We start from the raw sequence: 17192 nt of genomic DNA, 5'->3' as shown, positions 1-17192 counted from the left end.
AAAAAAGGCTCTGATAATCTCAGAGCCTTTTTTGTTAATGGTGCACAGCAACTGCAATATTAGTTTAAGCTATAGTTGAAGTTGTAACCAAGTATAAGCACACGCTCTAACTCTTAATTTCATGCCTTCTTATTTTTAGCAAGCTTATTCTTTAAAGTCAGGTAATCAATATAATAAAGCACTTTAATAGATAGGCTGTTATTCTGCGGCGAAGATATAGTATTGGTAAAGTTATCCAGGTAACGAGGCACCACACTGCTCTGATCCTCCATGATAGCGTTTTTCCAGGCTATGCTTATCTCGCTGCCCGGGGCAAACCACCACGAGTAGATCATATCTATATTAAAGGCATTGAAGTTCCTGTTATGGTTACTGCCTTTAAACTGATCATCATAGCCATTCGGGTAGCTATCTGGGGTAAGACTACCGTCGGTTGCCAAACGGTAAAACTTAGAATACTCGGCCTTAGACCAGTAGTGGCGCGCGCGCAACGAAACCGACATTTTATTATTGAAACTATAGCTGCTGGTAAGTGTACTGGTGGTTGCATTTACATCGCGCAAACCAAATATTATCACACGTTCTTTGTTAGGATCATCTTCCTCGCCCTGTATAAACGTTCTGGCAAAGCCCATATCATCAAAACGCAAGTTGCGGTCATAGCTGTAAACAAACATTAACTTGTCGTTAACTCTATAGCGGGGCGAAATAGAGAAGTTAATGTTATGCCTGTTGTTTTCATCAAACCACCGGTAATTACCACTAACATCGACAGCAAGCTTTTTGCGGTAGTCAGAAGAGATATAACCGCCAATATTATTGTTGGTCGGGAAAGTATAATACCATCCATTCACACGCGGCTCAAAAAAGTCGTAAGTTATAACAGGCTCTACATTAAAGAACATACCTAAGCTCATGAAATTCTTTGTAGTAGTATTCAGGTTACCATAGATTACAAAGTTCTGGAAGGCGTCCGGCTCATACCTGCGAGCATAAATCGCCCCAATGTTGGTATACATGTTCAGGAACTTCCAGAAAGGCTGATAAATGTTGTAGTTGAACTGCAGGTTCTCTTCCATAGAGTTGTTCACAAACAGAATACCTAAGTCATTAGGATCATAAGTATCAGAGATAAGTGTATGTGATGCGTAAACCTGAAAATTGCCGCTCATTTTACTTAACCCTACCCTATAAGTATGGCCGAGCGCAGTACTATCAGATAAATACTTCTGACTCAAAGCTGCTTTACCATCTATGGCATACATATTTTTCTTATCTGCAAACTTAAAGAGCAAACCTGTTAGGTTTGCATCGTATGTGCTGCCCTGACGCATTACATTGTTATTGATCAGGGTCACGTAAGAGTTGTTCTTGAGCGACTGATCTAAAACAAAAACATTGTAGTTAGTAAGTGGCTGCGTTTCTTTTTTAAACCTGGTGCCTTCACTATTTTCTACAGTGGCAAACTGCCTACCTACTATCGCGTTAAACACTCCTATACCCAATCCTGACTCTGTACGCCCCGATACTTTGGTACCGTTCAGCATCTTTGTTTCTAGAGGGTTGTCGATAATCCTGTTGCCAAGTTTCTCCTCTTCGTCACTGTTAAGCATGTTTATAGGAGCGCCACCTATTCTGCGTGAATAAAAGAAGTTCCCCTTATTGAACAGCTCTGTACCTTCCATAAAGAATGGCCGGTTTTCATTAAACTGTACTTCAAATGGCGACAGGTTCAGCACCTGGTTATCAGACTGTACCTGGCTGAAATCGGGTATCAGGGTCATGTCTAAGGTAAAGGCATCATTAATTCCATACTTCACATCCATGCCGCCGCCAAAATTATAGTCGGTGTTATAGTTTACATCGTCGTTGCTGCCTTCTTTAATCTGGGGTATTGTTTCGGCGTATGCCGAGATATAGGGTGTAAAAGACAAGCGTAGCGGAGCTTCTATATTTTTAAGGCCTATAAGTTTGCCCCATTGGTTTGCAAAACCGTCTATTGCTGGGTCTACGTGGTTCCAGAAATAGCCTTGGCGCGTAGACTGGCGGTTACGCATAAAGTTAATCCCCCATAGCTGCTCAGGCTTACTGCTAAAGCGTAGCGCGGAATAAGGTATTTTAAATTCGGCTACCCAGCTGGTACCTTGTAAACTGGCATTACTTTCCCATACAGCATTCCAGCTCCAGTCTTCTCCGTTGGTAGAGTACCGGGCATCTAGCTGCACACCTGCCGGCGTTATAAAAAAGCCAAAGCCATTTAACTGGTCGTTATACGTGTCCAGAAAAACGCCAAAAAAGTCTGTATTACCTAAATCATCGCGTTTGCCTAGCTGTTTTAAGATGCTGTCCTGGGATACATCATTCATGATGGCACCCACATAAATGGCAGCATCATCATACATGATCCGTACTTCGGTTTTATGCTTCTCTTTTGGCCCGGGTGTTGGCCTGTTCTGGATAAAATCAGTGGCGATCTGGGCCTGCTGCCATTCGGGTTCATCCAGCACCCCATCTATTTTAGGAGAAGCTGTTACGCGAAGTGCCGCAAGTTCTTTTTTGGTAATGGTAGGTTGAGACTTTTTAGCTGACTGACCCACAGCATAAAAGCTTGGTAAACTAAGCAAGATGCAGCAGAAAACTTTAAGTAAAGCTGCTTGTGAACGTTTTTTCATAGTAGTATTAGCGCGTACAATTTATATCAATATGCAAAGGTAAATTATTCCGGAAGGCAAGTATAGTCTTAATGAGATAAAGATGTAATGAAATGTAAAATGGTTGCTTGAGCAAAGAGAATTATTAAAATAAAAAAGCCACACATTGCTGTATGGCTTTAAAATATGTTGGGTAACGTATAAACTACAGGTCTTCTTCCCGCACCAGCATCAGTACAGCAGACTGCGGTACTATAAAATATTTTTCACCCATATAGTTTATCTCTATTGCGTCGCGCTGCAGGTAAATAGCCAGGTCGCCTTCTTTTGCCTGCAGCGGAATATAGCGCACATCTTCCTTATCTTCTTCCCAGGACTCTTCCTCAAAACTATAGTCGGCAGGTATAGGGTAGCCAGGGCCAACACGCATGATGTAGCCTTCCTGTACTTTTTCTTTTTCCTGTACGCCAGGTGGTAAGTATAAACCGCTTTTGGTCTGCTCCCGCGATGACTTTGGCTTTATAAGAACGCGGTCTCCTACTATAATGATCTTCTCCAGTTTGTTCTTCTCTGAAATTCTCATGGATAAAGCATGCATTAAATAGGGTCGGCAGTTACCTTAAAGCGCATGGCTGCATTTATATTTACATCGCTAACAACGGTATTGCGCAGCACGGCAGCTGTACGGATGGTATAGCTATCTTTCTTCAGGAATTCGTCCAGCTTGGCATTGGTCAGGTTCATGTTCAGCGTTTTTACATCCAATGGTACCTCTTCCAGGTAAGCAATGCGTACTTCATCCAGCCCGTCCGCCTGGATATAGATTTCTATACTTTCCAGAAAATCAAAATCAGCACTTTTTGCGGTATCAGCTATAGTTAAGGTGAGCTTGTTCAGAGTTACTTCTTTAACCAGTTCTGCACGGGTCTTGTTATTTTTAAAGGTCTCTTCAGAGTTGGTAGGCACAGTTATAGGTGCAAAAGCAACTAAGCCAATCGGGAAGTTAGACTCTACAACTATGGTTTCTTCTTCGTTGATGTAAAACGTAAGCAGGTCGTCAATTGAATCACAAGCTACTACTGTGGCAAATAAAACAAGCAGCATGGCTGCGGTAAAAAACTTTTTCATGGTAAAGGGTAAACGTAAAAAATAACCGGAGCTATAGTTATTCGCTGTAGCTCCGGCTCAAAGTATAAATCAGTTAATCCATCATATCAGCCGGGCGCGGGCCGTTGGTGTCGTGGTTTTCGTTCCAGCTCATTGGGTAGTTCTTGTCCATCAGATCTACGGCATACTCGGTCAGGTGCAGCGGCTTAAAAGTATCGATCATCACGGCATACTCGTTCGTTTCCTTTTTGCCTATACTTGCCTCAACTGTGCCTGGGTGCGGACCATGCGGTATACCACCAGGGTGTATAGTAAACGAAGCCCTGTCTACACCCTTGCGGCTCATAAAATTACCTTCCACATAGTATAGCACCTCGTCAGAGTCTACGTTAGAGTGGTTGTATGGCGCAGGTATAGATAACGGGTGGTAATCGAACAGCCTAGGCACAAACGAACAGATCACGAAGTTATGCGCCTCGAAGGTCTGGTGTACGGGAGGTGGCTGATGTATACGGCCTGTTATCGGTTCAAAGTCATAGATGGAGAAGGCATACGGGAAGAAGTAGCCATCCCAGCCAACAGCATCAAACGGACTGAACTCATAGTAATACTGGTGCAGGTATCCTTCTTTTTTGATCTGCACACGGTACTCCCCTTTTCCGGTTTCAGTTATCAGTTCTATCGGCGGGCGCATGTCGCGCTCACAGAATGGCGAGTGCTCCAGTAATTGCCCAAAGTGGTTTCGATAACGACGTGGCGTTTCTATCGGGCTGTGGCTTTCTATGATCAGCAATCTCACCTGCCCCTCATCGAACCTGAACTTATGGATAACCGTGCGCGGAATTACCAGGTAATCGCCGGTCTTGAACGGGATACGGCCCATCTGGGTGAGCAGATCACCGCTACCATCGTGCACAAACACTACTTCATCGCTGGCTGCATTTTTATAGTAGTAGTTCATTTCCCGCTCGCTCGGGTTGCAGATACTGATATCCACATCGTTGTTGAGCAGTACGGTTTTACGGGCATCCAGATAGTCGGTACCTGTAGTTTCCAGGTTTAGCGTGCGCAGGTGGTGTGGTGCCAGTTTTATACCTTCGGCTACTTTTGGTTTAAAAGGCACCGGCTCCTCTATGCGGCTTATTTTGGTAGGCGGATTAATGTGGTACAGCAACGATGAAACACCGCTGAAACCATGCGTACCCACCAGCTGCTCGGCGTATAAACTGCCGTCCGGCTGCCGGAACTGTGTATGTCTTTTATGAGGGATCTCTCCCAGTTTATAATAAAATGGCATGCGTTAAAGCTATGTTTATAGTTAAAACTGGTGTAATCTTTACAAATGTACAAATATTCCGGGTGGTGCGCTTATACACCGCCTTTTGCCAGCTTCTGTGCCCGCCCGAATTGCTTCAGGGCCGTTTGAAACTCGTCATCTGCTTCGTGCAATACCGGGAAGAAACCATTGTTACCAAACACGCTGCGGGCAATAAAAGCTTTCAGGTTGTTACGGATCAGGCTTTTAGAACGATTAAACTCTTCTGCCTTGTATGTCACGTCGCTTTTACCAGCAAGTGTTACCAGGTCCTGCAACATCTTATCTGTTACCTGAAATGACTTTTTATACTGCGCAAAGCTCATCTTCTCCAGTTGTTTCTGGTTGTTTTTATAGTAGGACAAAGCGTACTCGCGCATCACATTTTTGTTGTAAAGCTGGCTCAGGTATGCTGAGAATTCTGTTGTATCGCGTGGCACAAAAACATCTGGCATAATACCACCACCTCCGTAAACCACACGCCCTTTCGATGTCTTAAACTTAAGCGAATCTACAAACAGGCTGCTATCCTGATGGAAGTATTCGCCCCGCTCCAGACGACGAAGCATGTCCTTCTCATAATCTTCTGCACCGTTTGTATAAGCCTTCTGAATAGAGCGCCCGCTTGGTGTATAATATCTCGAAATAGTAAGGCGCAGCTCTGATCCGTCATTTAATGGGATAGGCATTTGTACAAGACCTTTCCCAAATGAACGGCGGCCGACTATAAGTCCGCGGTCGTTGTCCTGAATGGCACCAGCCACAATCTCCGAAGCCGAGGCGCTGCCTTCATCCAGAAGTATAATCAGAGAGCCATTTTCAAATTCTCCTTTGGTACGTGCAAAACTCTTAGAGTCATAACGGGTACCTTTACCATCGGTGTACACAAGTAACTTATTACCAGCCAGGAACTCATCAGCCATTCGGGTAGCATGATCCATGTAACCTCCCGGGTTACCACGAAGATCAAGTATAAGCTGGTTCATACCTTTCTTTTTAAGCCCGGCAAGTGCCTGCTTAAATTCTTCGAATGTGTTAGCCGAGAAACGACTTACTTTTATATAACCCGTTTTATCGTTTACCATATAGCTTACATCAACCGAAACAGTCGGAATCTTATCGCGCTGTATAGTAAAAGGTAAAAGTTTAGGGTTGTTGCCCCGCTGTATACTTAGGTTTACCTTAGAGCCCTTTTCGCCACGTAGTTTTTTAAACACACCTTCATTGGTAATGCCAATACCAGCTACTGTCTCATTATTTACTTTTATGATCTTATCGCCCGCAAGTATACCCGCTGCTTCTGATGGTCCGCCACTCAGTGGTGTGATCACATAAATAGTATCCTTAAAAATATTGAACTCCACTCCTATTCCTTCAAAATCGCCTTCCAGGTAAGAACGAGCCATCGCCATTTCATCTGCAGGAATATAGGCCGTATGCGGGTCAAGTTTTTCCAGCATTTTGGTTATGCCATAATTAGCAAGCTCCTCAATGTTTACAGTATCCACATAGTCGCGGTCTATGTAGCTCAGTATGTCACGAAACTTCAAATAGCTTTTGGCTGTGTCCTGCGGATTAGTTGTGGATGGAGAGAAAGTGTTTGCACCAATCAGTACGCCTGCCACCAGGGCAAGGGCAATAAATAGCGGCAACTTTATCTGAATAGGCGTATTCCGGATGCTGTTCCTGTCTTCGCCATGTTCTATCTTATTCATAGTTATACTTTATGTATCTGCATTACCGGTTCAAATAGCGAGCCGGATATACCAATTGCTTTAAATATACAGAAGGGCTCCTTATCTATACAAATACAAATTTAACAGGGTTGCATCATGCAGCTTTCATTCACCTGTTGTTATCGAAACCTTACAAACTTATTTAAAATTATTCTAAATAACACTTGCCTAATATACAGATCAGTTTTAGCTTTGCATCATTATTTAAAATAATTCTAAATAAAACTCCTCACTATTTTATGCTTAACTTCTTCAAATATAGAACTGTTGCTTTAGCTGCCATTGCTGCCAGCGTACTATTTACCTCCTGCTCCGAAGATGGCGACGACGCTGTTTCTTACGAGGTACCTACCACATATAACTTCCAGAATGTAAACTACAGTGGCCAGACTGCTCGCCTTGGTATGCTAAGCGAACTGGATGCTTATATAAAAACAGGTAACAATGGTGCTGTACTGGATGCACAGGTAATGCGCAACATGTATGCAAATGCCAATGCACCTTTTGCTGATGCCAGCCTAAACACTTCCGGAAAGCAACTGAAAGATAAGACCATAGCAACAGCACAAACTACTTTTGAAGGATTTTTTAATGCCGTAGCTACTGCCAGCCAATCGGCGGGTGCTGCAGCCTCTAACGGAACAGCCGGTATACTTACTACTTCTGATAACAAGAAGTATTTAGTAGATGCTAATGGTGTTGAGTACGCCCAGGTGATAGCTAAAGGATTAATGGGAGCTGTATTTTATAACCAGGCAGTAGAGGGCTACCTGACCGACCTTAAAATTGGCTCAACTATAGACAATACAACTGTAACGCCAGGCGAGGGAACCAAAATGGAGCACCACTGGGATGAAGCCTTCGGTTACTTTGGCGCCCCTACCGATTTCCCGACAAACACAACTGGTCTTAAGTTCTGGGCTAACTATAGCAACCAGGTAAATGCAGCTTTGAACAGCAACAAGACCATGATGGATGCCTTTCTAAAAGGTCGTGCGGCTATCTCGGCAAATGATATGGCTGGTAAAAATGCTGCTGCTGCCACCCTGCGCAGTGAGTGGGAACGTTTAGTAGCTGCATCGGCTATACATGAGCTGAACGCTGCCCGCACTAACATTACTGATCAGGCTAAAAAGAGTCACTACCTGTCTGAGGCTATCGGTTTCGTAATGGGCCTGAAGTATAAAACTGACAGAAAATTGACAGATGCACAGTATGAGCAGGTAATGGCTAAAATTGGTACTAACCTGTACAACACAACAAGCGCTGACATTGTAGCAGCAATCGATATCCTGAGCGCAGCCTACAGCATGGATGCGATTAAAGGGCAACTATAGCAACTGCAGAAGTTTAGTTTAAGTAATTTTACAGCAGCAGCTATAGCATTACATAATGTTATAGCTGCTGCTTTTACCATATAAGCATATTATGAAGAAGGCAAAAATTTATGTGTTAGCAGTGCTGGCAGGTTTGGTTACTTTAACAAGCTGCAGCTCAGATAACGGAGACGACAATACGGGCTCTGACTTTGACCGCAAAGCTATGCTCACCAACTATGCCGACAATCTGATTGTACCCGGGTACCAGCGCTTTACAGTAGTTACCAACGAGATGAAAGCTGCTGTAGATGCCTTTGTTGCTGCACCAACTGCGGCCACGCTAAACACAGCACGCCAGAAGTACCAGCAGGCATACCTTACCTGGCAGGAGCTAAGTCCATATGAGTTTGGCCCAGCCGATGAGCAAATGCTGCGCTCAAACCTGAATGTGTTCCCGACCAGTGCCACCCAGATAGAAAGCAACATTACAGCAGGCACTTATGATCTGCAGGCTTCAGCCAACTTAGTTGCAAAAGGTTTTCCGGCCCTGGATTACCTGCTGTATGGCCAGGCAACAGAAGCAGACGTTGTAGCACAATATACAACGGCAACAAATGTCGCTAACCGCAAAAAGTACCTGCAGGATATAACCAACCTGGTGGTGCAGCACGCACAAAACACCTACAACGCCTGGACCACCCAAAATTATAGCACCACCTTTAAGCAATCAGAAGGTACGGCAGTAGGCAGTGCCATAGGTAACCTGGTAAACCAGCTTAACTCCGATATCGATATCACCAAGCGTTACAAATTAGGTATACCTGCTGGTAAGTTTACAGCCGGCACAGCACGTCCTACAGAAGCAGAAGCCTACTATAGCGGCACCTCACTGGAGCTGTTGCTACAAAACCTGAGAGCAGAGAAGGCTATCTTCCTGGGCATGTCGGCAGACGGCACGAACGGGATTGGGCTGGATGACTACCTGAACCATGTAAATGCTAAGAAAGATAATATGCTGTTGTCGGATGCTATAGAGCAGCAGTTTAACCTTGCCATTGCAGCAGCAGAAGCTGTAAATGCACCGATAAAGGACGCAGTTACAACCAACCAGGCGGCAGTAAACAAGGTGTATGATGAGCTGCAGAAGCTGATCGTGCTTACCAAAACAGATATGCCTTCTAAACTGGGAGTTACCATCTCTTACACCGATAACGACGGTGATTAACAGCCTCTGAACATGTTGCTAAAGCTCCGTCCTTTCCTTACTACTCCTATGTCTGCTGCGCCGCTGGCAATGTTCCGTATAATTTTCGGCGGAATGATGCTGGCCAGCATTGTGCGCTTTATACTAAAAGGCTGGGTAACAGAGCTGTATGTAATGCCTAAAGTATACTTCCCGTTTTATGGCTTTGAATGGGTAAAACCGCTCGGTGAAACCGGGATGTATATTTTGTTTTGCGTAATGGCGCTATCAGCCTTGGGTATTATGCTGGGGCTGTTTTACAGGTGGGCTGCGGCACTGTTCTTCCTAAGCTTTACCTATGTAGAGCTGATAGATAAGACTAACTACCTGAATCATTATTACTTTGTAAGTATAGTTGCCTTCCTGATGATACTGGTGCCGGCGCACCGCCATTTTTCGCTGGATGTGCTGCGCAAGCCTGGCCTGTGGGCAAGCCATGTGCCGCGCTGGACTATACTTATTTTTCAGCTGCAACTGGGGCTGGTATACTTTTACGCCGGTGTAGCCAAGCTTAACCCAGACTGGCTGCTGGAGGCCATGCCGCTGCGCGTGTGGTTACCGGCTCACACGCACCTGCCACTCATTGGTCCACTCTTCGACTATGTTTGGGTAGCCTATGTTTTCAGCTGGTTTGGCGCTTTTTATGACCTTACTATTCCGTTCTTTTTGAGTTGGCGCAAGAGCAGGCTGCTGGCCTATGCTACCGTTATAGTTTTCCATGTGCTGACGGCTGTGCTGTTCCAGATCGGTATGTTCCCTTATATTATGATGGTGAGCACACTGATTTTCTTCTCTCCTGCTTTTCATGAGCGTATTCTTGCCTTTTTCAGAAGTATAACCAGCGTACAGTTGCCGCAAAACTATAGGGTAGCAACTATAAAATCTCAGTCTATAGTTTTAAATTTGCTGGCCTTTTACTTTGTGCTGCAGGTGCTGGTGCCATGGCGTTTTATGCTATATCCTGATAAACTTTTCTGGACAGAACAGGGCTACCGTTTTTCGTGGCGGGTAATGCTGATGGAGAAAGCCGGCACTGCTTTTTTTTATGTGCGCGACCCACGAACCGGCAACGAGTCTGAAATAAACAACCGCGATTACCTTACCCCAAACCAGGAGAAAATGGTAGCTACCCAACCCGACATGCTCCTGCAGTTTGCCCACATCATCCGCGACGATTATAAGCAGAAAGGCATACCGGCACCGGAGGTTCGTGCAGAAGTATATGTAACTATGAATGGCCGCGACAGCCGTCTTTTCATCGACCCGACCAAAAATCTGGCCGCCGAAGAGGACAGCTTTTTACCTAAAACCTGGATTTTACCTTTTGATGAAGTTGCCCCGCCACAACAGGCTGTAGGGCAAAAATAACATGATGCTACGCTTTACACTTACCCTCCTGTTTATACTTTGCAGCCTGCACCTGGCGCTGGCGCAATCCTTGTATATTACAGGTAAAATTACCCACGCCAACACCACTAAGCCTGTGCAAAAAGCAGAAGTTCTGCTGGTTAATTCAGGTACTGTTTATACTTCTGATGCCAGCGGCAACTATAGCATAGAAGTTTCCCGCCCGGGCACTTATACCCTCACAGCTTATACCGAAGGCCTGAGCTCTGTTACAAAACAGGTAACCGTTGAGAACGGAACGGCTGTACTAAGCTTTGAGCTGAAGCCGATGGAAGGCCAGTTGCGCGAGGTAAATGTGACATCGAAGCGGGAGGCGACATTCGGCATTACCCGCTTAAACTCTGTGGAGGGCACAGCCATTTACGAAGCCAAGAAGAGCGAGGTAGTGGTGCTCAGCGACATCACAGCCAACAAAGCCGTTAACAACAGCCGCCAGGTATTTGCCAAAGTAGCGGGCCTAAACATCTGGGAAAGCGATGGTGCCGGTCTGCAGTTAGGCATTGGCGGTCGTGGCCTGAGCCCAAACCGTACTTCTAACTTTAACACCCGCCAGAATGGTTACGACATAAGTGCTGATGCCTTAGGTTACCCGGAAAGCTACTACACCCCACCAACCGAAGCCCTGGACAGAATTGAAGTAGTACGCGGTGCAGCATCGTTGCAATACGGCACACAGTTTGGCGGCATGCTGAACTTTGTAATGAAGGAAGGGCCAGAAGACAAACCTTTTGAACTCACCACCCGCCAGACCACAGGCTCATGGGGCTTGTTTAACTCCTTTAACAGCGTTGGTGGCAGCAAAGGCAAGTTTCATTACTATGGTTTTTACCAGTATAAGCGTGGCGACGGCTGGCGCGAGAACTCCGGCTTTGATGCCCACACGGCCTTCAGCTCTATACACTATAAACCAAACCAGAAACTGGAAATAGGCTTTGACTATACCTTTATGGATTACCTGGCACAGCAGCCGGGTGGCCTAACGGATAGTGAGTTCGAACAGGATGCCCGGCAATCAAAACGAGACCGTAACTGGTTTAAAGTGAAATGGAACCTGATGGCCCTGACCCTGGACTACCGCCTCAGCGAACGCACCAAACTGAATGTACGCAACTTTGGCTTGCTGGCACAGCGTGATGCCCTGGGCTTTATGGGCAAAATAAACCGCCCCGACGACCTTACCATGCCACGCACTTTGCTGCAGGACAAGTTCCGGAACATAGGTAACGAAACGCGCCTGATTCACCGCTACGACCTGGGCAATTCCTTCTCAACGCTGTTAGTTGGTACGCGCTACTACCGTGGCTTTACAGACCAGAAACAGGGCGATGGCTCGCTGGCTGCAGATGCCGATTTCAGATTTTACTCCGACAACGGCGGGCCAAACACCTCCAGCTACGATTACCTGAGCCGCAACATTGCTGTGTTTGCCGAGAACATCTTTAACATCACACCAAAGCTAAGTATAACCCCGGGTGTACGGTATGAGTGGATAAACACCAATGCCGACGGCAGCTACCGCCATGTAGAGCGTAACAATGCAGGAACTATAATTTACGACCAGATTATACCGGAAGACCGCAGCAGCTCGCGGAACATATTTTTGATGGGCCTGGGTATGAGCTACAAGCCAGGCGAGCAGATGGAAGTATACGGTAACTTTTCGCAGAACTACCGCGCCATTAACTTTAACGACATGCGCATAATTAACCCGAACCAGGTAGTTGACCAGGACATGCAGGATGAGAGCGGCTATAGTTCTGATCTGGGTTTTAGGGGCAATATAAGCGGGGTTTTGAACTACGATGCCAGCCTGTTCCATATCGCATATAAAGATCGTATCACAACTATAGGCAGGGCAAACGAAAACAATGTAATAGAGCGCATCCGCACCAATGCCGGCGATTCGTACCACAATGGCATTGAAACCTTTGCCGAGGCAGACCTGCTGAAACTATACTATGGAGCCGATCACCCAACCAGCCTTTCAGCTTTCTCTAACATAACGTATGTGCATACTATCTACAACAGCCCTTTAAGTACAGTAGATGGCAACGTTGTGGAAATGGCGCCTTCGCTTATCGCCAAAGCAGGGCTGTCATTTAAACGCAACAACTTTAAACTGGCGTACCAATATGCTTATACTTCCAGTCAGTATACTGATGCTGATAACAGTATTGAGGAACCAACAGCCGTAGTAGGCAAAATTCCGGCTTACTGGGTAATGGATCTATCAGGCAGCTATACTTACAAGCGCTTCACATTAGAATCCGGTATCAATAACCTGACCGATAACCGTTACTTTACGCGCCGTGCTACCGGATATCCCGGGCCTGGTATTATACCTTCCGATGCCCGTAATTATTACGTAACACTGCAGTTCAAACTATAACCTATAAAAGGCTATACTTACTAAATCAACCATACATATTATACTTAAACACTAACTTTTAAACCATGAAAATCACGAAAATGCTTCTCCCGGCGCTGGTAGCTGTGGCACCTTTCTTTTATAGCTGTGAACAGAAAACTGATGTTGTAGAGTCTGGCACTTACCAGGGCACGCTGCACGAAGTAGAGCCTGAGAAAAACGAGATATATGTTAAGACTGACGACAACAAACTACTGGAGTTATACTTTACAGAGACTACAACCCTGACAAAGAATGGTGAGACAGTGCCTTTTGCAGAGTTGAAAGAAGGTGGCAAAGTAGAAGTAGAGGTAGAAAAAACCGGTCAGCGCCTTGACCCTGTAGCTGTAAGAATACTGGAATAACATGAACGAGCCAACCTTTTGGCGGACAGAGATCTGGCATCCGCTGAGCGTACACTTCCCGATTGCTATCCTGCTGCTGGCAACTATAGCCATAAGTATAGCAGGGGTTACACGTGGCGATCAGAAATTTTTCTGGCAAAAGGCTGGCTCTTATTTACTTTACCTGGGTGCTTTATCTGCCTGGGTAGCTATTTACACCGGCGACATGGCCGATGCAACTGTATCGCGCAAAATCTGCGACCCAACCGTGCTCAAAGACCATGAAATTGCTGCCTTTAATGTAGCCTATCTTTTTTCTGCCGCTGCAATGCTCAACATACTTATTAATGTTAACATCCTTAAACTATGGCCTAAGCTGCTGCGCTTGTTGGTAGTTGTGCTTATGGTAATAGGTGCTGGTTACCTTACTTATGCCGGCCACCTAGGTGCACAGGTTGTTTACAACCAGGCTGGTGGTGTTAACATGCCCGCTTCCGATTGTGCTGGCTTTTAAGTCTATTTTTCCCTCTGCTCAGCCTAAACCAGCAACTAGTATCAACCAACAATTTAAATCCCTACCTTTGTAGCGCAAAAGCAAACTATGGGCAGGATACTGGGAATTGATTACGGAACAAAACGCGTAGGGCTCGCCGTTACGGATGTGTTACAGATTGCAGCTAACCCGCTGGATACCGTACACTCCAAAGATGTGCTGGCTTACCTGAAGGCTTACGTGCAGCGCGAACCTGTAGAAGCTATTGTGCTGGGCATGCCGCGCCGCCTTTCCGGCGAAGACTCGGATGCAACGCAGCATGTGGTCGGGTTTATGCGCACCCTGCAAAAGGAGTTTCCGGGCATACCAGTGCATACCGTAGACGAGCGCTTTACATCTAAAATGGCACAGGCTGCAATGCTGGCCGGCGGACTTAAAAAGAAAGACCGACAAGACAAAGGCACTGTAGACCGTGTGAGCGCAGCCATCATTTTACAATCGTATTTAGAGAGCAAAAACATATTATGATTTACCCAATTGTAGCCTACGGCGACCCTGTACTTAAAAAGGAAGCAGAAGACATAACCCCACAGGACTACCCGAACCTGAAAGAGCTGGTAGAAGACATGTATACTACCATGTACCATGCACACGGCGTTGGCCTGGCAGCACCCCAGATCGGTAAAAGCATCCGCCTTTTTGTGATTGACTCGGAGCCGATGATGGACGATGAAGACGAAGGCAAAGGCGTTAAGAAAGCATTTATCAATGCTGAAATTATTGAAGAAGATGGCGAAGAATGGGGCTTTGAAGAAGGTTGTTTAAGTATACCGGGTGTTCGCGAAACCGTTTACCGCCCGGAACGCATCGTTATCCGGTACCAGGATGAAGAATGGAACGAGCATACCGATACCTATGATGGCATGACTGCCCGTGTTATCCAGCACGAGTACGACCACATCGAAGGCATCCTGTTCACGGACCACCTGAACGGCCTGAAAAAACGCCTGATCAAAAATAAGCTGACCAAGATCTCAAAAGGCGAAGTAGACGCCGACTATAAAATGAAGTTCCCGGCTGCCGATAAACGTCGCTAGGTTTATAGTTTAGAAGTATAAAGAACGGCCTGCTGTAGTTTTATAGCAGGCCGTTTTTGGTTTTAGGTAACCATATTAAATTGAAAAACTACTCACTTATAGAAACATTATACTGCTGAGCCTTTTGAGTAAAGATGTCTAATTTGCCTTTATTTTTCAAATCAGTGTAGACCATACTTATTAAACTCTCACTGTCTTTGAGGTAATTTGAGTTTGTTTTTTTATACAACAAATATGCCGTAAACAGATTTTCTAGCGCCTGTTCATATTTTGTCTGTATAAACAAAATCTTTCCAGCTCCAAAATACCCCTCCGGATCATCCTGATATAGATAAACTAATTCTTGATAATGCTTTAAAGCGTTGTCGTAGTCCTCAAGTAAACTATAAACAACTGCAAGGTTCAAGTGAGCTAAGTTCCCCTCCGGAAATACATCTAAGGACTTCTTATAATACTTTATTGCTAGCTCAAAATTCTTTTCTCGCCGGTACGAAATGGCAATATGATCAAGAGCGTACACAAAGTTTTTATCAATTTTAACAGCCTTCTCGTATTCCTTTCTGGCTCCCGTAAAATCACCTTTCTCTAGAAGCTCGTTACCTTCTTCATAATACTTGTTAGCATTCTTGTTTAATGATAATCTATAATATTCTCTTACCTTCTCTTCTACCATCAATTTTCTTACATTATCGCAATAAGACGGCAGCGCTTCTTTCACATCTTTGAATATACCGGTTATACCTTCAACCTTACTTAGTGTCTCCCGCTCTTCAGACGTGCCATTTTTCATTACAAAAGCCATCGCTTCTACAGTACAGTTTTGCAAACTATCCTGAAGTTGCTGATAAGTCTTAAGATTATTAACACAATCGCAGGCTTTTTGCATTACTTTCTCCGAAAGCTTCTGTGCCTGAAGATTCATTGTTAAGAAAACCCCAATAGTTAGAAGTATTAAGTGTTTCATGCTTGGATTAAATCTATATTTTTTAAAGAAATTTACATAAATATAGCAGATAATTAATATAAAGTATAGTTAATATCAATATCTTCTTAGATTCCGTACACCGCAGGTATGTCCACAACTATAAAAGCTATACTTGTACTTTATGCATTGTTGCTGCCTTTGCATGGCTATAGTTGGGGCTTTTATGCGCACCAGCGCATAAACAGGCTGGCCGTGTTTGCCCTGCCACCCGAAATGGTCGGTTTCTACAAAAAGCACATCCGCTACATTACAGAGAATGCCGTTAACCCCGACAAACGCCGCTATGCTGTAAAAGATGAAGCACCCCGCCATTACATCGACCTAGACGAATACGGAGACAGCGCCTTGTACAAACTGCCACGTTTCTGGCAGCCGGCTGTGGAGCAGTTTACAGAAGACACCCTACTGGCTTATGGTATTGTACCGTGGCATATCAACTTTATGAAGTACCAGCTAACGCAGGCTTTCAAAGAAAGAAACCTGGATAAGATCCTGCGCCTCTCTGCTGACATTGGCCACTACATTGCCGATGCCTGCGTGCCGCTACACACCACCAGCAACTATAATGGGCAACTAACAAACCAGCGTGGCATACATGCCTTTTGGGAATCGCGGTTGCCCGAACTGTTCTCTGATAACTATGACTTTTTTGTTGGGCCGGCCCAATACCTGGAGCAACCTCAGCTTAAAGCGTGGGATCTGGTTGCCAGTGCACATACAGCCTTAGATTCAGTTCTATACTTTGAGCGGCAGCTAACCCGGGAGTTCGACGAAGAAAAGAAGTATAGTTTTGAAGTGCGCAACAACCTGACCACCCGCGTGTATTCCCGCGAGTTTTCAGAAGCTTACAGCAAAAAGTTAAACGGGCAGGTAGAGCGCCAAATGCGATTGGCTGTGCAAGCCGTTGCCAACTACTGGTACACTGCCTGGGTAGATGCTGGCCAACCCAGTTTGGGCACACTTGCCAACACACTAACTCCGGAAGAACTCCACCGCCTGGAGATGGAGAAAAAGGAGTATGAAACAGGACCGCATAAGCCGAGGGAAGAAGGTAACTGATCTACTCCTTCCCAGCTATCCTCATTTAT

Annotated in this window: 15 protein-coding genes; 9 read left to right on the top strand and 6 right to left on the bottom strand. The window is 45.3% G+C overall.

Annotation, left to right across the window (positions count from 1 at the left end; all coding sequences use genetic code 11):
• Positions 1–119 precede the first annotated feature (119 nt).
• The 5 genes from MJ612_RS16615 to MJ612_RS16595 all read right to left on the bottom strand — a co-directional run bounded on the left by MJ612_RS16615 (position 120) and on the right by MJ612_RS16595 (position 6788).
• Positions 120–2672 (bottom strand): DUF5916 domain-containing protein, encoded by a 2553-nt coding sequence (locus tag MJ612_RS16615; protein WP_187032055.1) that lies wholly within the window; start codon positions 2670–2672, stop codon positions 120–122.
• Positions 2673–2856: 184 nt separating this feature from the next.
• Entirely contained in the window at positions 2857–3234 is a 378-nt protein-coding gene (locus MJ612_RS16610; RefSeq protein ID WP_187032057.1) for a co-chaperone GroES, read from the bottom strand.
• A gap of 14 nt (positions 3235–3248) precedes the next feature.
• Positions 3249–3779 (bottom strand): hypothetical protein, encoded by a 531-nt coding sequence (locus MJ612_RS16605; RefSeq protein ID WP_187032059.1) that lies wholly within the window; start codon positions 3777–3779, stop codon positions 3249–3251.
• Positions 3780–3852: 73 nt separating this feature from the next.
• Positions 3853–5055, bottom strand: coding sequence for a homogentisate 1,2-dioxygenase (locus tag MJ612_RS16600; RefSeq protein ID WP_187032061.1), 1203 nt, complete (start codon positions 5053–5055; stop codon positions 3853–3855).
• Between the two features lie 71 nt (positions 5056–5126).
• Positions 5127–6788, bottom strand: coding sequence for a S41 family peptidase (locus MJ612_RS16595; RefSeq protein ID WP_187032063.1), 1662 nt, complete (start codon positions 6786–6788; stop codon positions 5127–5129).
• A gap of 260 nt (positions 6789–7048) precedes the next feature.
• Between MJ612_RS16595 and MJ612_RS16590 the strand changes: the two genes are divergently transcribed.
• The 8 genes from MJ612_RS16590 to def all read left to right on the top strand — a co-directional run bounded on the left by MJ612_RS16590 (position 7049) and on the right by def (position 15119).
• A complete protein-coding gene (locus MJ612_RS16590) occupies positions 7049–8146 on the top strand; it encodes a DUF4856 domain-containing protein (protein ID WP_187032065.1) in 1098 nt (365 codons plus the stop codon).
• Between the two features lie 91 nt (positions 8147–8237).
• Positions 8238–9353: an imelysin family protein gene (locus MJ612_RS16585; RefSeq protein WP_187032067.1), complete on the top strand. Its 1116-nt coding sequence runs from the start codon at positions 8238–8240 to the stop codon at positions 9351–9353.
• 12 nt (positions 9354–9365) lie between these two features.
• Positions 9366–10739 (top strand): HTTM domain-containing protein, encoded by a 1374-nt coding sequence (locus MJ612_RS16580; protein ID WP_187032069.1) that lies wholly within the window; start codon positions 9366–9368, stop codon positions 10737–10739.
• A gap of 1 nt (position 10740) precedes the next feature.
• Positions 10741–13167: a TonB-dependent receptor gene (locus MJ612_RS16575; RefSeq protein ID WP_250419220.1), complete on the top strand. Its 2427-nt coding sequence runs from the start codon at positions 10741–10743 to the stop codon at positions 13165–13167.
• A gap of 65 nt (positions 13168–13232) precedes the next feature.
• Positions 13233–13550, top strand: coding sequence for a hypothetical protein (locus tag MJ612_RS16570; RefSeq protein WP_187032071.1), 318 nt, complete (start codon positions 13233–13235; stop codon positions 13548–13550).
• A gap of 1 nt (position 13551) precedes the next feature.
• Entirely contained in the window at positions 13552–14043 is a 492-nt protein-coding gene (locus MJ612_RS16565; protein WP_187032072.1) for a DUF2231 domain-containing protein, read from the top strand.
• Positions 14044–14130: 87 nt separating this feature from the next.
• Positions 14131–14550 (top strand): Holliday junction resolvase RuvX, encoded by a 420-nt coding sequence (gene ruvX / locus MJ612_RS16560; RefSeq protein WP_187032074.1) that lies wholly within the window; start codon positions 14131–14133, stop codon positions 14548–14550.
• Complete coding sequence (def, locus tag MJ612_RS16555) at positions 14547–15119, top strand: peptide deformylase (protein WP_187032076.1); 573 nt, start codon at positions 14547–14549, stop codon at positions 15117–15119. Before ruvX ends, def begins: the two co-directional genes overlap by 4 nt.
• An 88-nt stretch (positions 15120–15207) precedes the next feature.
• Here the strand turns inward: def and MJ612_RS16550 are convergent, their stop codons facing one another.
• Positions 15208–16083 (bottom strand): tetratricopeptide repeat protein, encoded by an 876-nt coding sequence (locus MJ612_RS16550; RefSeq protein WP_187032078.1) that lies wholly within the window; start codon positions 16081–16083, stop codon positions 15208–15210.
• Between the two features lie 108 nt (positions 16084–16191).
• Between MJ612_RS16550 and MJ612_RS16545 the strand changes: the two genes are divergently transcribed.
• Entirely contained in the window at positions 16192–17163 is a 972-nt protein-coding gene (locus MJ612_RS16545; RefSeq protein ID WP_187032080.1) for a zinc dependent phospholipase C family protein, read from the top strand.
• Positions 17164–17192: the final 29 nt, after the last annotated feature.

It is taken from the genome of Pontibacter deserti, assembly GCF_023630255.1.
GTDB classification, from domain to species: Bacteria; Bacteroidota; Bacteroidia; order Cytophagales; family Hymenobacteraceae; genus Pontibacter; species Pontibacter deserti.
This window is presented reverse-complemented; position numbering and strand designations above follow the sequence as displayed.

What these genes read in the sequence shown, in the direction of transcription:
- MJ612_RS16615 (WP_187032055.1), bottom strand. Translation starts at nt 2,672, where the DNA reads ATGAAAAAACGTTCACAAGCAGCTTTACTTAAAGTTTTCTGCTGCATC.
- MJ612_RS16610 (WP_187032057.1), bottom strand. Translation starts at nt 3,234, where the DNA reads ATGAGAATTTCAGAGAAGAACAAACTGGAGAAGATCATTATAGTAGGA.
- MJ612_RS16605 (WP_187032059.1), bottom strand. Translation starts at nt 3,779, where the DNA reads ATGAAAAAGTTTTTTACCGCAGCCATGCTGCTTGTTTTATTTGCCACA.
- MJ612_RS16600 (WP_187032061.1), bottom strand. Translation starts at nt 5,055, where the DNA reads ATGCCATTTTATTATAAACTGGGAGAGATCCCTCATAAAAGACATACA.
- MJ612_RS16595 (WP_187032063.1), bottom strand. Translation starts at nt 6,788, where the DNA reads ATGAATAAGATAGAACATGGCGAAGACAGGAACAGCATCCGGAATACG.
- MJ612_RS16590 (WP_187032065.1), top strand. Translation starts at nt 7,049, where the DNA reads ATGCTTAACTTCTTCAAATATAGAACTGTTGCTTTAGCTGCCATTGCT.
- MJ612_RS16585 (WP_187032067.1), top strand. Translation starts at nt 8,238, where the DNA reads ATGAAGAAGGCAAAAATTTATGTGTTAGCAGTGCTGGCAGGTTTGGTT.
- MJ612_RS16580 (WP_187032069.1), top strand. Translation starts at nt 9,366, where the DNA reads ATGTTGCTAAAGCTCCGTCCTTTCCTTACTACTCCTATGTCTGCTGCG.
- MJ612_RS16575 (WP_250419220.1), top strand. Translation starts at nt 10,741, where the DNA reads ATGATGCTACGCTTTACACTTACCCTCCTGTTTATACTTTGCAGCCTG.
- MJ612_RS16570 (WP_187032071.1), top strand. Translation starts at nt 13,233, where the DNA reads ATGAAAATCACGAAAATGCTTCTCCCGGCGCTGGTAGCTGTGGCACCT.
- MJ612_RS16565 (WP_187032072.1), top strand. Translation starts at nt 13,552, where the DNA reads ATGAACGAGCCAACCTTTTGGCGGACAGAGATCTGGCATCCGCTGAGC.
- ruvX (WP_187032074.1), top strand. Translation starts at nt 14,131, where the DNA reads ATGGGCAGGATACTGGGAATTGATTACGGAACAAAACGCGTAGGGCTC.
- def (WP_187032076.1), top strand. Translation starts at nt 14,547, where the DNA reads ATGATTTACCCAATTGTAGCCTACGGCGACCCTGTACTTAAAAAGGAA.
- MJ612_RS16550 (WP_187032078.1), bottom strand. Translation starts at nt 16,083, where the DNA reads ATGAAACACTTAATACTTCTAACTATTGGGGTTTTCTTAACAATGAAT.
- MJ612_RS16545 (WP_187032080.1), top strand. Translation starts at nt 16,192, where the DNA reads ATGTCCACAACTATAAAAGCTATACTTGTACTTTATGCATTGTTGCTG.